The organism is Rickettsia sibirica 246 (assembly GCF_000166935.1).
In the GTDB taxonomy this organism is placed as follows: domain Bacteria; phylum Pseudomonadota; class Alphaproteobacteria; order Rickettsiales; family Rickettsiaceae; genus Rickettsia; species Rickettsia rickettsii.
This window is the reverse complement of the sequence record NZ_AABW01000001.1, coordinates 591,886-606,010: the sequence shown is the minus strand read 5'-3', so window position 1 is coordinate 606,010 and position 14,125 is coordinate 591,886. Positions and strand designations below refer to the sequence as shown.

The window sequence follows — 14,125 nt, the reverse complement described above, 5'->3', positions numbered from 1 at the left end:
TAGCTAATTATTTTGTATAGTTCTAAAAACAAATTTTAAGAGAGTACTTAAAATGGCAGAGTTAAGATTACCGCCAAATTCAGTAGTAAAAAAAGGTAGAGAGCATAAAGAACAAGAGGAAATGCTTAAACCTAGAAAGATAAAAATTTATAGGTATGACCCTGATCTTGATAAGAATCCTACTATCGATAGTTTTGAGATAGATTTAAGCAAAACCGGACCGATGGTTTTAGATGCTTTAATTAAAATCAAAAACGAAATCGATTCTACTTTAACTTTTAGGCGTTCTTGTCGGGAAGGAATTTGCGGTAGTTGTGCAATGAATATTGACGGTACAAATACTTTAGCATGCATAAAACCAATAGAAGATATATCAGGCGATATCAGAATCTATCCGCTTCCTCATATGAAAGTAGTGAAAGATTTAGTACCTGATATGTCGCATTTTTATGCACAATACGAATCTATAGAACCTTGGCTCAAAACCGATAGCCCTACCCCTTCAAACTCTGAAAGGTTACAGTCGATTAAAGACCGAGAAAAGCTTGACGGTTTATATGAGTGTATATTATGTGCTTGCTGTTCTACTTCTTGTCCTAGCTATTGGTGGAACGGTGATAAATATTTGGGTCCTGCGATTTTACTACAAGCATATAGATGGATTGCCGATTCAAGGGATGATAATACCGGTGAACGTCTTGAAGATTTAGAAGACCCATTTAAGCTTTACCGTTGTCATACGATTATGAACTGTACTAAGACCTGCCCGAAAGGCTTAAATCCTGCTAAAGCTATCGGTAAAATAAAAAGTTTAATTGCAGAACGTCACGGTTTGTGATTCTTAATTAATTATTTTTAAAAATGATAAAATAATGAAAAAAGCAATTATTTTCTGTTGATTGTAATAATACCATGATACAAGGTGATATGAATTATTGTGTCGCTGCAGAATATAAGAAAGTTGATACGAAACTAAATCAAATATACCAAGAAATATTAAAACATATTTCAGACAAACGAGAACAAGTTAATTTACTTAAAAAATCCCCAAATTTATGGATTAAGTACCGAGATGCGTATAAAAAAGAATTTGAAGCCATGCTGAAATGTGAAGAAGGGGACTTAAGTTGTCCATTTATAATCAAGACTCAGAACCTAGGTTTTTTTGTGGACATTTCTAGTTGCTTTGCTATTTTGAGGTATTTTGTAACAAAAATTAATAAGATTTTTGCGGAATAGTTAGTCATATTTCAAAAAAATCTTATAATTTGCAGCAACAAATAGCCAAAATTAAATCTTTTTAGAAATGTCCACAAAACCTAAATTAATTCATAATTTGTAATACTTTAAATAATTCTCCCATTTGTTTCGGTGATATTAGTCTTTCTACCTGTCTTTCTATTATTTGTGCCTGCTCAGACATCTTTCCAAACTCTACTTCTAGAGGTAATTTATACGTCGATCCGATGCTCGCATCCTCACGTACTAAAGTGTATGCTGCGGTGTTGCGTTTCGTGTCTCCTTTAAATTCCTCTCTATAAGCGAATTTGGCAAGATGTCTATCATTAAGCTTGTCTTGCAATGTTTGTTTACGTAATAAGATTCCATTTTCTATTAAAAAATCTCGTTGCGATATTGTATCTATTACGTTTATTTTGCTGTTTTTAGCTACCGTCTTTAATGCATAAAAATCCACATGTGCCGATAAATCAGCTTCTCCAAGATTTTCAAGGATGGGGCAATATTTATGGTTTTTAACCGCTTGTAATGTTTGATTATATTGATATCTAGTTCTACCATTCGGAGCTATATCATAGCCGTAATCTATTATTAAGCCACTGCCGCTTAGTCTTTTTAGATGCTGCGCTATAAATTTTATAATTTCTATCGATTTATAAGATTCTTCAAGTACTGCCCCGTCTTTTGCTTCAATATGAGTACGCAGCAGATATTCTTGTAGTTGCTTATTAACGCTTATTTTATCGTATTTAATTCTTTCGTCTACCGGCTGCACTACAAATATTCTTTCATACCATAATTCCTTGACTTTAATATATTGCTTTATCGGTATAGCATCAAAGAATTCGTTAGCTATTATTATAGTAGGTTTTTTTGGTATATCTTCTACAAATGATTGATGACTAATCGGTAAATTAATATCTTGTAAATTAGCCTTTTGATAAGCAATAAAATTTTTATTAATTTCTATTAGTTCAATTGATAAGGCTTTATAAAATTCCGGTACTAATTTTGCAGTACGTAGTAAATCACGCATTAATAGACCTCGACCAGGACCAAGCTCTACTAAACTAAGACTTTTTGGGCAGCCAATTCTTTGCCACTCTCTGATACACCATAAGCCGATAATTTCACCGAATAGCTGTGAAATTTCAGGAGCCGTAACAAAGTCACCTTCATTAGCTAATGATTTTACTTGCTTATAATAGGAAGTAGGATTTAAGTTTAATACCTCCTGCATGAGGACATCGCAAGTAATATAACCGTTTTGATCAATTAATTGTCTTATTTTGGATTCGATTGACATATTAAATAACTTCCTAAAAGTAACATAGGTACAGATAAAATCTGTCCCATAGTTAAGTTATCTAAAATAAACCCGATTTGTATGTCGGGTTCTCTAAATATTTCAATAGTGATTCGGAAAAGACCGTAAAATGTGAAAAATATTCCTGAGTTTAAACCGCACTTTTTAAGAGTTTTGTGCTTAAATGTTGTATATGCTAAGATACTAAATAATACTAAACCTTCAAAAAAAGCTTCATATAATTGACTAGGATGTCTTGGCATCAAATCGCTATTCGGAAAAATCATACCAAAAGAAGAATTTGTAATACGTCCGTATAGTTCGCCGTTAATAAAATTAGCGATTCTACCTAAAAATAATCCGATAGGTACTACAGGGGCTATTATATCCGTGAGACTTAAAAAATTAATTTTATATTTTCGGCAAAACAAATAAGCAGTAATAATCCCCCCTAAAGCTCCGCCATGGAAAGACATCCCGCCTTCATAAGTTTTTAAGATATCTATTGGATTTGAAAAATATCTAGAAGGGTTATATAATAAAACAAACCCTAGTCTGCCTCCGACTATTATGCCTATAACGGCATAAGTAATGAAATCTTCTAGATTTTTTTTGGTAATTTGAGGCTTAAATTTTTCTATAATTTTATTTGCATAGAACCAGCCTAGCAAAATTCCTATTACATATGAAAGAGAATACCAAGAGATAGCAAGTGGACCTATAGAGAAAATAATTGGATTGATATTAGGAAATGTCATAGATAAATAAGTTATTTAATTCATTTAAAGTCTGAGTTACGGAAAATTACGTAAGTAATTGACTAGGCAATTCAGTTTTTTATTATTTTTATGGGTTGCCGCAGCTGCTTCGTGGCTTTGCAATGACAGTATCTATATTTGCTTAGCAATACCAAATTCTTTTGAGTTAAAATTATTGATAAAAATAAAATTCTTAGTAATAATAAAAAAGATTTATATTTATAATAATAATGATAGGTAAAATATGCAATATTTAATGGATCTATATCATACCTCAAGTACTGAGTTAGTATTATTGTTTGTTATGTTAGTATCTCTTATACCGGTGATATTTCTAATTAAAAGATTAATTTTTATTCCGGTAAAAAATTATTTAACTAGACATCATTATGATGATTATGAAAGGATAAAAAAATATCCTATATTTCGTTATTTATTACATACTTTATTAGCACTTTACTTTGTATGTTGGGGAAAGATTTTTCATCCTACTTCTTTTAAAGCACATGTATTACTGGGAATCAAAGATACTATAGTAATCTTATATACTGGTATATCTGTGACGATGTTATTATTAACGCTTATAGATGCTTTTGCGGATCTGTATCACAATAGAATCAAAGCCGTTACAAAAAATGCACCGCTTGGCTTATATTTTCAAATATTAAAAATTATTATCATAGTTATTGCAGCAATGGTAACTATTTCATATATATTAAATATTTCGCTTAGTACATTCTTAACAAGCTTAGGTGCAGCCGCAGCTCTTTTAACATTTGTTTTCAAAGATACCGTTTTAGGATTACTTGCAAGCTTGCAACTAACTACTCAAGAAATTATTAATATTGGAGACTGGGTACGTATAGGCGCAATTGAAGGAACAGTTGAAAAAATTACTATTTCCGTAGTAACAATTAGGAATTTTGACCAATCTATTTCCACAGTTCCTACTTACAGCATTTTAAATTCTAACGTAACTAATTATAGAGGAATTAGTGAATCAGGAGCAAGAAGGATAAAGAGAGTATTTAATATTAATATGGCAACTATTAACTTCTGTGATGCTACTATTTTACAAGCACTAAAAAAATCTCCTTATATATCAAAGGATGTAATAGATAAAATCACTCTTGATAAAGAAGAGAAAGATTTAACCAACATTAAACTATTCAAATTATATATTCAGGAATATCTAAAAAATAATCCAGCAGTTTATACCGAAGGGTTTACTTTTCTAGTAAGACAGCTTGAACCTACGATTAATGGGTTGCCTATAGAAATATATATCTTTGTTAAAGAAGTAAATTTAGTAGGTTATGAAAATATACAGGACAATATTTCTGAACATTTCATTTCTATACTTCCTGAATTTAAATTAAAAATATTTCAGAATGTAGGAGTGGTATAATATATCCGAAGTAAAATGAAAAGTAGTAAAAATAAATTAAATTTGTATCCAAGATGGAAGTTGTCTTTCAGCTTGGATATTTACTACTTTTGAAAGCAAAGAAGTATATTATACTACTTGATTATTTGCTTTAAATGTTTTAAAACTTAAAGCTTTAAAAATATTAAAATTTAAGACCTAGGAATGAATAATAATATAATTAATTTAATAGCCGCTATTATACTGTCTTTAAGTATAATTTTCGGTTGGCAGTATTTTGTTGTAAAACCTGAACAAAAAAAACAGCAACAGCAAATAACAGTGCAGAAAGCAGAAAATTTAAAGAAACAACAGTTAAAAGCTTTAGTCGAACCTGCAACTGGTATTGTTGTGCAAGCAGAAAGTCAAGTACAGCGTATTAAAATAGAATCTGAATCACTTACCGGTTCTATTTCATTAAAAGGACTTAGATTTGATGATTTAATATTAAAGAAATATAAACAAGATTTATCTAAAAATAGTCCTGAAGTGAGATTATTTTCACCGGCTAATACAGAAAATGCATATTTTGCTGAAGTTGGTTTAGTTAGTAATTTATCTAGTGTAAAACTCCCTAACAACGATACTATATGGAATAGTGATAGTGAAATATTAAGCCCTGAAAAACCTGTGCATTTATTTTGGGTTAATGAAGACGGAGTTAAATTTTTAGTTACTATTGCTGTCGATGAAAACTATTTATTTACTATAGAGCAAACCATCGTTAATAATAGTAATAAAGAACTTCCTGTGCAATCTTACGGTTTAATAAATCGTAAATATATTGCCGTAGAGAAAGCGGTGAATATATTACATCAAGGACCTATCGGGTGTATAGACGAGAATCTTAAAGAATATTCTTATGATGATATTAAAGATAAGAAAAGTGAAAAATTTGCAGCAAGTAAGGTTGATTGGATAGGGATTACCGATAAATATTGGTTATCTTCCTTGATTCCGGATAAATCAAGTAATTACAGCTCGAATTTTAATTATGCTCTTAAGCAAGGGACTGAAAGATATCAGGTAGATTTTATTTCACCGGTACAAATAATAAAGCCTGGCGAAAATTTTTCAATTAAAAGCAGAATTTTTGCTGGAGCAAAAAAAGTAGACTTGCTTGATAAATATGAAAAGCAATATGATATTAAATTATTTGATAGAGCTATTGATTTCGGCTGGTTCTATATAATTACCAAACCGGTTTTCTACGCCATGAATTTTTTCTATGGCTATGTCGGTAATTTCGGTGTTAGTATATTAATTGTTACGGTTATAATTAAGCTATTAATGTTTACTTTAGCCAATAAGTCTTATCGTTCGATGAAAAAAATGAAAAATTTACAGCCGGAAATCGATAGGATAAAAAATTTATACAGTGATGATAAAGCACGTTTAAATCAAGAAATTATGGCTTTATATAAAAAAGAAAAAGTAAATCCGGTAGCTGGTTGTTTACCTATACTTGTTCAAATTCCGGTATTTTTCTCCATTTATAAAGTATTGTATGTAACTATTGAAATGCGGCAAGCACCGTTTTACGGCTGGATTAAAGACTTATCTGCATCTGACCCTACTACTATTTTTAATTTATTCGGCTTATTACCGTTTTCGCCGCCGTCATTTTTAATGATTGGAGCATGGCCTATTTTAATGGCTATTACTATGTTCTTACAGCAAAAAATGAGTCCTGAACCTGCGGATCCGATGCAAGCTCAAGTAATGAAATTTATGCCGCTAATTTTTTTATTTATGTTTAGTAGTTTTCCTGTGGGACTTTTAATATATTGGTCTTGGAATAATATTCTATCCATCATTCAACAATATTATATTAATAAATTTAATTAATGAGAATAGATAAAAATTTACCTAATTATTTAACTATTGCTCGAATAATGGTAATTCCAGTTATTATACTGGTATTTTATATAAATAATTCACTTGCACGTACACTTGGGGCATTATTATTTGTTTTAGCTAGTATTACGGATTTTTTTGACGGTTATATTGCAAGAAAATATAATTTAGTTACAAGTTTCGGTAAGATGTTTGACCCTATAGCAGATAAGCTACTTGTAGGTTGCGTTATTATCATGCTACTAAAAAAAGATAATGTAGATGAGATACCTTGCTTATTAATTTTAGCACGAGAATTTTTAGTTAGCGGTCTTCGGGAATTTTTAACTCTAGTAAAGGTTAGTGTGCCTGTATCGAGACTTGCTAAGGTAAAAACGTTTTTACAAATGTTTGCTTTATCGATATTGATACTAGGCTCAAAAGGTTCAGGAATTATTTATTTAGATATAGTAGGGGAAATAATTTTATGGATTGCCGCTTTTTTAACAATCATTACAGGTTATTCTTATTTTAAAGCCTATAAGAAATATTTTTAAATAGGAGAATTTTATGATACATGTAAAATATATAATTTTAGGGTTTATTATGGTGTCTAGTTTAAATCTTTACGCTGCTAACAATGATATAATTGCCAATAAGAAAGTTGTGAAGGTAGAAGTAAGTAATGAACATTTAAAAACATTAAATGAAGCTTCTACTCTTTTAATTAGTTGTGTAGATTTTAGATTAATAGACGAAACAGATAAATTAATGAAGCAATTAGGATTAGAAGATAATTTTGATAAAGTATCACTGCCCGGTGCATCGCTTGCTCTCATTAACGACAAATATACTTATTGGGGAAAAACAATAGAAGATACTATTGAGATTTTGCAAGAATTACATAACATAAAACAAATTGTTTTTCTTGATCATAGAGAATGTGGAGCTTATAAAATACTTATAGGTCAGGAACAGCTAAATACCAAGGAAAAAGAAACGGCAGCACATGCAGCAATTTTAAACAAGGCCCGTGATATAATAAAAGAAAAATTCCCCCAATTAAAAGTTTATACTTTTTTAATGGGTCTTGATGGTGTAGTAGAGCAGATTTATGAAATACCTAGCTAAAAGTGGAGTTGTTGTATGGATAGGTTTATCCGTCATTGCGAGGACATTGCGTAGCAATTGACGAAGCAATCTCAGGAGTTTGTTATTATTTCATGAGATGGCCGCCACAGCCTACGGCTGCTCGCAATGACGATTTTTGACCCGCACAATAACGGCTAAGAAAAGTAATTTATTTTGTATTTTGGCTCTTATTATCATTAGAATCAGCAGTATTATTCTTTTGGTTGTTTTCTACCCGTAGCTTAGAGATAGATAGTTTTTGTTTATATTTTTGTTGCTCTGCTAAAAAATTTTGAGCCTCTTTGGAAAGCCTGTTATATAGTTCACGTTTCTTCTTATTAATCTTGACTATTGCTACTCTATATTTTTGTATTTCCTCCCGTACTTCCGGTTTTATAGTACCGGCGTAAGCAGAAAAATCATCTATAATTTTTTGTGTTGTAATATCGTTAGTTTTTGCTGCATCTTTTTTTGAGCCGTCAGAAGTTGTACTATTGGCAAAGCAGCTTGTACTAAGTAAAATAGCTATTCCAAATATTATTTTTTTTATCATATAAACCTTAAGACTTATTCTTGATAAGTAGACCATTTTTAAGTCTAATAGTCAATAGACTTCTTTTCGAACTCTACTTCTAGGGGTAATTTATACGTCAATCCGGTACTCGCATCCTCACGTACTTTTTTATACGCTGCGGTGCTGCGTTCCGTGTTTCCTCCAAATTCCTCCCTATAAGCGAGTTCGAAAAGAAGTCTATTATATAATAGAAATTATATGTATTTTCTATTTGTATGTTATTGTTTGGTGAGTATAAATATACTAATAGTTGGGAAAAATATACAATATTATAATAATAACGCTCAAGAGTTTTATAGCAGAACAATCAATGCAGATTTGTCTGATAACTATAAAGCATTTACTAGCTATTTACCTGAACAAGCTTATATTTTAGATGCAGGTTGCGGAGTTGGTCGTGATACACGATATTGTTTAAGTCAAAGATATCAAGTTACTGCTTTTGACGGTTCAACCGAAATGGTTAAATGAGCTACAAAAGCAACCGGAATAGATGTACTGCACTCCACTTTTCAAGATATTGATTTTAAGGAGTCGTTTGATGGTGTTTGGGCTCAAGCAACTCTCCTTTATGTACCTTATAATGAAACAATCAATGTGTATAAAAAATTCATGCTGCATTAAAGCCGGAAGGCATTTTTTATGTTTCTTACGGATACGGTTCAGATATTATACAACGTGATGATCGCGATTTTTACAATATGCATGAAGATACAATAAAACCTTATTTTAACAGGCTTTTTGAAAGAGTAAGAGATTCTCTCCAAGTAAAGAGGCATTATGGTTAAATTTTATTGTTAAAAAAAGTAAAACAATATGATTAGATTAGTTTACTTATTGCTTGCTTTAATAATCAGTTTTAAAATATAAAGGAATATAAAGGCTTAAAATATAATCGTTATGAAAAAGATAAGCATGTGATTCATGTCTTAACTATTGATCCTAAGAATTTTGGGTTAAAACTAGTTAAAGCTCATAATCAGGTGATAAGGCAGAGAAACAGTAAACGTTATGGTATACCGCACTAATGCAGCTGCTGCTATTAATGTCGGATTCTTTGAAATCGCTGGTGGTGATGACGGCAGACCAAGTCTTACTTTAATGATAGATAGCAAGCTATTTAGCCTTAGAAAACAACTACAAAGTTTGTTAATTATAGATCAGGGCAATATTCAAATTACCAAGGCTAGTGCAAAAATTTTAGTAGCAATAGGCGATAAATCTGTTATTCCAAATCAAGTTCATTATTTTTCAAACCTAAAAGATATTACTTTCTATAATGATGTTTGGGCGTCTACCACATTAACGTCGTATAACTAACAAAGAAATTTTGATTGATCAGAATAGGTCTAATTTTATTGTTACGGCAATAAGTAAGCATGGTGATAATCAAATCCTACAGAAAGGCTTTATATTGGTCCTTTCCACAAGCAACAAGTTTGCCGGTAGTAAATATAAATGATTCTGTAAAGTTAATTTTGGAATTTATCGATAAAGACGGTAAGCTTATAAATTTAAGTAACACTGCTTCAATAGTAACCGGTATTCCCTTATTGGTTCAAAACGGTAAAAATGTTGTAGATAATTCAAAGCAAGATGATCCGGCTCATGCTCGTACTGCCTTAGGAGTGTGTAATGACGGCACTATAGTTATAGTTGTAGTCGAGCATATTTATAAGCAACATGTAAAAGACCTTAAGCTTGTGCAAGTAAGATCAATATTACGGCAAGAGAAAGAAATAAATGTTGATAAATTAATAATCCCTGAAGCTTTGAAAATTTTAGAACAACACCTTGTTAATTATACTGTGATAGGATTAACTAAAACAGAACTTGCAGATTATATGTTAACTTGGATATGAATCGGCAATCAATTGAGACGGTGGCGGTTCTTCTACATTATTCATGGGCGGAAAAATTATAAATAATGTAACAGGTGATGAAGATGAAGCTTTAGGCGAACATCGCGTGCGTCCCGTATCCGATTCAATAGTATTATACCAAATAATATAAAGTAAATTTTCGTGGGAATGACATACTCAAATTTTAGCTAGAATGATATTTGAGATTTAGAGAACTCTAAGATTTTATATTTTCCTGCTCCATTGCTTTTTTACGCATTTCTAAATATTCTTCTTTAGTCATTATTTTTTTGGGAGCTACATAATCTAAAAATACTTTTCCGTTTAGATGATCGATTTCATGCTGGATAACTCTTGCTAAAAATCCTTCTGCGATACCTTGAATTTGATTGCCATTTATATCATATGCGTGATAATGAATTTTCTTGAATCTTGCTACCGGTCCTGTAGCATTTTCAACAGAAAAGCATCCCTCGTAATCTTCATGTTTATCAATACCTATCGGTTTATATGAGGGGTTAATCCAAATAGTTTTAGGCATTGTATCCTTAAGGTCAGGATGCCATTTTTTTAACTCTGCATCTTCATGTACTGCAAATATTATTATACATTTTGATATGCCTATTTGCGGTGCAGCAAGTCCTGCACAATTGTCTTCTTGATCATATTTCTTTTCTAAAATAGATATATCACGTAAATCTTCTGAAGATAACGGAAAGTTTAAAGTTTTTGCCTTTATTCTAATAGTTTTATCCTCTGAACTATTTAAGGTTTGAATGTTCAAAGTTACATATTGCGGTAATGAAATATTGTTTTCATTTTTCATATTACTTTTACAACCTGTTATAAAAATTATAGCAGTTAATAATAGAGCTGTTTTTAATTTGGACATATATTTTATTATAATAATTTATAAATAGAAAATTATAGATAGAAACTAAAATCAAGTAAATAAATTGTCATATTTCTTTTACGCATCCTATAGTTAATAATTTTATTTAATTTCTTTTGAGAAAAATCAATAAGTTTGACTTTTCTAACATATTCTAGTATAATATTCATCTTCAAAATAAGTAGAAAAATTTAATTTATGAATACTCCCAAAAATGACAATTATCTCTCGGAACTAAGCAAGGTAATTTGGCCTATAGAAAGATATGAAAATAAGAAGTTTCTTCCTATGGCGTTTATGATGTTCTGTATTTTATTAAACTACTCAACGCTTCGTTCAATTAAAGACGGGTTTGTAGTAACGGATATAGGAGCAGAAGCAATAAGTTTCTTAAAAACATATATAGTACTACCTTCTGCCGTAATCGCTATGGTAATTTATGTTAAGCTCTGCGATATTTTAAAGCAAGAAAACGTGTTTTATGTTATTACTTCATTTTTCTTAGGGTATTTTGCATTATTTGCGTTTGTTCTTTACCCTTACCCTGATTTAGTTCATCCTGATCCTGAAACCATAGAATCTTGGAGTGTAGCTTATCCTAATTTCAAATGGTTTATAAGAATAGTTGGGAAATGGAGTTTTGCATCTTTTTATACTATGGCAGAGCTTTGGGGAACAATGATGCTTAGTTTATTATTTTGGCAATTTGCTAACCAAATTACTAAAACCGATGAAGCTAAACGTTTTTACTCAATGTTTGGTTTACTTGCTAATTTAGCATTGCCTGTAACATCCGTAATTATTGGATATTGCTTGCATGAAAAAACTCAAATAGTTGCAGAACATCTAAAATTTGTGCCTTTATTTGTTATAATGATAACAAGTAGCTTTTTGGTAATATTAACATATAGATGGATGAATAAAAACGTTCTAACCGATCCTAGACTTTATGATCCGGCATTAGTAAAAGAAAAGAAAGCTAAAGCTAAAATGTCATTAATAGACAGTTTTAAAATGATCTTTACTTCTAAGTATGTAGGTTATATTGCATTGTTACTTATTGCTTATGGTGTTTCAGTAAATTTAGTTGAAGGTGTTTGGAAATCCAAAGTAAAAGAATTATATCCGACGAAAGAGGCTTACACTATATATATGGGGAAGTTCCAATTTTATCAGGGTTGGGTTGCAATTGCTTTCATGCTTATAGGTAGTAATATTTTAAGAAAAGTATCATGGCTAACTGCAGCTATGATAACTCCATTAATGATGTTAATTACCGGTGCAGCGTTTTTTGCATTTATCTTTTTTGATAGTGTTATTGCTATGCATTTAACAGGTATTCTTGCTTCAAGTCCTTTAGCACTTGCTGTTATGATCGGTATGATTCAAAATGTTTTAAGTAAAGGTGTAAAATATTCTTTATTTGATGCCACTAAAAACATGGCGTATATTCCGCTTGATAAGGATTTACGAGTAAAAGGGCAAGCTGCTGTTGAAGTTATCGGAGGAAGATTTGGTAAATCAGGCGGTGCTATTATTCAATCTACATTCTTTATTTTATTTCCTGCATTTGGTTTTGTAGAGGCAACTCCTTATTTTGCTTCTATATTCTTTGTAATAGTAATATTATGGATGTATGCCGTTAAAGGTTTAAATAAAGAGTATAAAGTTTTGGTAAATAAAACCGAAAATAGAATTTGTTAAAATTTAATTTTATAAACAAAAATTATTAATGAAAATTTATTTNCTGCTAGACTCTTAAACTTGCTTTGTTTATAATCGGAGAGTTTATAATATGACAAATACAAGATCCAAAATTAAAACTCCAAGATCGCCATATGTAAAAAAATATAATAGTTGGCGAGTAAGGATTTTGTATTCTATTATTATAGGTTACGCAACTTTTTATTTTTGTCGTCAGAATTTTAATATAGCAACTCCTGCTATAAGAGAATATTTTGGGGTTACTAAAACGCAAATTGGCTGGATATTAACTGCTTCATCTATTATGTATGGAGTTAGTAAAGCGTGTAACGGATTTATTAGCGATAAAGTTAATGCTCGGATATTTATGGTTTTGGGTCTTTTATTTGTCGGGATCATTACTATGCTAATAGGTTTTTCAGATTCTTTATGGTTTATAGGAATTTTATGGATAGCCAGTAACTGGTTTCAATCTATGGGCTGGCCTCCTGCAACAAAGATGCTTACTCACTGGTTCGCTTCAAAAGAACTTGGAACTAAATGGGCTATGGGTGCAACTTCTAATCAAATAGGTGGTGCCCTTGCTATGATAAGCTGCGGTTATTTAATCGATAAATTTGATTGGAGAGCTGCCTTTTTTGTTCCAGGTGTAGTTGCTTGTGTAGTATCGCTGTTTTTATATAATAGGCTTCGTAATTCTCCAAAAGAAGTAGGTTTATCTACCGTAGAGGAATATAAAGAATATCCGCTTGAAGCTATAGGAGATTATGAGAAGCTATTAACTCCACAATTACTTAAAATGGTCTTTTGTAATAAGCTAATATGGTATGTTTGTTTAGCAAACATGTTTGTTTATATAATACGTTCCGGAGTAATTTATTGGGCTCCAACATTTTTAAAAGATTTACGTAATATAAGTCTTGCAAATGCAGGCTTACAAATCGGTTTATATGAAATGATAGGTATCCCAGGGGCATTAATAGCAGGTGTTTTATCTGATAAACTATTTCAAGGTCGTCGAGGTCCTGTTGCATCCATATGTATGGTATTGCTTAGCTTATTGTTAGTCTTGTTTTGGAAACTTCCTATTCACAGTGAATTATTAAGTATAGTAATTCTTTCTTTAATAGGCTTTTTTGTTTCAGGACCTCAGCTCCTTGTAGGTATAGCAGCTGCTGATTTTAGTACCCGTCAGGCTGTCGGTACGGCTAATGGATTATCAGGGTTATTTGGTTATTTAGGAGCGGCTATTGCGGGAGTCGGTGTAGGATGGATTAGCGATAATTATGGTTGGAATGGGGTATTTATATTTTTCAGTATTTCTGCTCTTTTAGGAGGAGGATTATTTGCTTTAATATGGAATCGTTCAGCTAAAAAATATATTTAATAATTATAAT

Annotated in this window: 15 protein-coding genes and 1 pseudogene; 11 read left to right on the top strand and 5 right to left on the bottom strand. The window is 31.1% G+C overall.

Annotation, left to right across the window (positions count from 1 at the left end; translation table 11 throughout):
* Positions 1 to 52 precede the first annotated feature (52 nt).
* Positions 53 to 838: a succinate dehydrogenase iron-sulfur subunit gene (locus RSIB_RS02925; RefSeq protein ID WP_004996855.1), complete on the top strand. Its 786-nt coding sequence runs from the start codon at positions 53 to 55 to the stop codon at positions 836 to 838.
* 74 nt (positions 839 to 912) lie between these two features.
* A complete protein-coding gene (locus tag RSIB_RS02930; protein WP_004996853.1) occupies positions 913 to 1,239 on the top strand; it encodes a lysozyme inhibitor LprI family protein in 327 nt (108 codons plus the stop codon).
* A gap of 85 nt (positions 1,240 to 1,324) precedes the next feature.
* Here the strand turns inward: RSIB_RS02930 and RSIB_RS02935 are convergent, their stop codons facing one another.
* The gene (locus RSIB_RS02935; protein ID WP_004996852.1) at positions 1,325 to 2,545 is read right to left on the bottom strand and encodes a class I SAM-dependent methyltransferase; all 1,221 of its coding nucleotides are present in this window, start codon (positions 2,543 to 2,545) and stop codon (positions 1,325 to 1,327) included.
* Positions 2,524 to 3,303 carry a prolipoprotein diacylglyceryl transferase gene (lgt, locus tag RSIB_RS02940; protein ID WP_004996849.1) on the bottom strand — a complete coding sequence of 260 codons (780 nt, stop codon included), beginning with the start codon at positions 3,301 to 3,303 and terminating at the stop codon, positions 2,524 to 2,526. The genes RSIB_RS02935 and lgt overlap by 22 nt, the downstream gene beginning before the upstream one ends.
* A 244-nt stretch (positions 3,304 to 3,547) precedes the next feature.
* Here lgt and RSIB_RS02945 point away from each other — a divergent pair, with 244 nt between their 5' ends.
* From RSIB_RS02945 to RSIB_RS02960, 4 genes are all read left to right on the top strand, one after another.
* The gene (locus RSIB_RS02945) at positions 3,548 to 4,711 is read left to right on the top strand and encodes a mechanosensitive ion channel domain-containing protein (protein ID WP_016728427.1); all 1,164 of its coding nucleotides are present in this window, start codon (positions 3,548 to 3,550) and stop codon (positions 4,709 to 4,711) included.
* 183 nt (positions 4,712 to 4,894) lie between these two features.
* A complete protein-coding gene (gene yidC / locus RSIB_RS02950; RefSeq protein ID WP_004996845.1) occupies positions 4,895 to 6,577 on the top strand; it encodes a membrane protein insertase YidC in 1,683 nt (560 codons plus the stop codon).
* A complete protein-coding gene (gene pgsA / locus RSIB_RS02955; RefSeq protein ID WP_004996843.1) occupies positions 6,577 to 7,122 on the top strand; it encodes a CDP-diacylglycerol--glycerol-3-phosphate 3-phosphatidyltransferase in 546 nt (181 codons plus the stop codon). The genes yidC and pgsA overlap by 1 nt, the downstream gene beginning before the upstream one ends.
* A gap of 13 nt (positions 7,123 to 7,135) precedes the next feature.
* Positions 7,136 to 7,696, top strand: a complete 561-nt coding sequence (locus RSIB_RS02960; protein ID WP_004996838.1) for a carbonic anhydrase — start codon at positions 7,136 to 7,138, stop codon at positions 7,694 to 7,696.
* 169 nt (positions 7,697 to 7,865) lie between these two features.
* Here RSIB_RS02960 and RSIB_RS02965 read toward each other — a convergent pair whose 3' ends face one another.
* Positions 7,866 to 8,249 (bottom strand): hypothetical protein, encoded by a 384-nt coding sequence (locus RSIB_RS02965; protein WP_004996837.1) that lies wholly within the window; start codon positions 8,247 to 8,249, stop codon positions 7,866 to 7,868.
* A gap of 50 nt (positions 8,250 to 8,299) precedes the next feature.
* Positions 8,300 to 8,449: pseudogene (locus RSIB_RS07790) on the bottom strand (palindromic element RPE1 domain-containing protein); the annotation flags it as partial.
* 49 nt (positions 8,450 to 8,498) lie between these two features.
* Here RSIB_RS07790 and RSIB_RS02970 point away from each other — a divergent pair.
* From RSIB_RS02970 to RSIB_RS09765, 3 genes are all read left to right on the top strand, one after another.
* Positions 8,499 to 8,741 carry a methyltransferase domain-containing protein gene (locus RSIB_RS02970; RefSeq protein WP_016728428.1) on the top strand — a complete coding sequence of 81 codons (243 nt, stop codon included), beginning with the start codon at positions 8,499 to 8,501 and terminating at the stop codon, positions 8,739 to 8,741.
* Between the two features lie 540 nt (positions 8,742 to 9,281).
* Entirely contained in the window at positions 9,282 to 9,590 is a 309-nt protein-coding gene (locus tag RSIB_RS09770) for a hypothetical protein (protein ID WP_004996831.1), read from the top strand.
* A gap of 59 nt (positions 9,591 to 9,649) precedes the next feature.
* Positions 9,650 to 10,132 carry a phosphodiester glycosidase family protein gene (locus tag RSIB_RS09765; protein ID WP_244261516.1) on the top strand — a complete coding sequence of 161 codons (483 nt, stop codon included), beginning with the start codon at positions 9,650 to 9,652 and terminating at the stop codon, positions 10,130 to 10,132.
* A gap of 217 nt (positions 10,133 to 10,349) precedes the next feature.
* Here the strand turns inward: RSIB_RS09765 and RSIB_RS02980 are convergent, their stop codons facing one another.
* Entirely contained in the window at positions 10,350 to 11,024 is a 675-nt protein-coding gene (locus RSIB_RS02980) for a peptide deformylase (RefSeq protein ID WP_004996828.1), read from the bottom strand.
* Positions 11,025 to 11,222: 198 nt separating this feature from the next.
* Between RSIB_RS02980 and tlc1 the strand changes: the two genes are divergently transcribed.
* Positions 11,223 to 12,728: an ATP/ADP exchange transporter Tlc1 gene (gene tlc1 / locus RSIB_RS02985; protein ID WP_004996827.1), complete on the top strand. Its 1,506-nt coding sequence runs from the start codon at positions 11,223 to 11,225 to the stop codon at positions 12,726 to 12,728.
* A gap of 91 nt (positions 12,729 to 12,819) precedes the next feature.
* Complete coding sequence (locus RSIB_RS02990; RefSeq protein ID WP_004996825.1) at positions 12,820 to 14,115, top strand: MFS transporter; 1,296 nt, start codon at positions 12,820 to 12,822, stop codon at positions 14,113 to 14,115.
* The last annotated feature ends 10 nt before the right edge of the window (positions 14,116 to 14,125 follow it).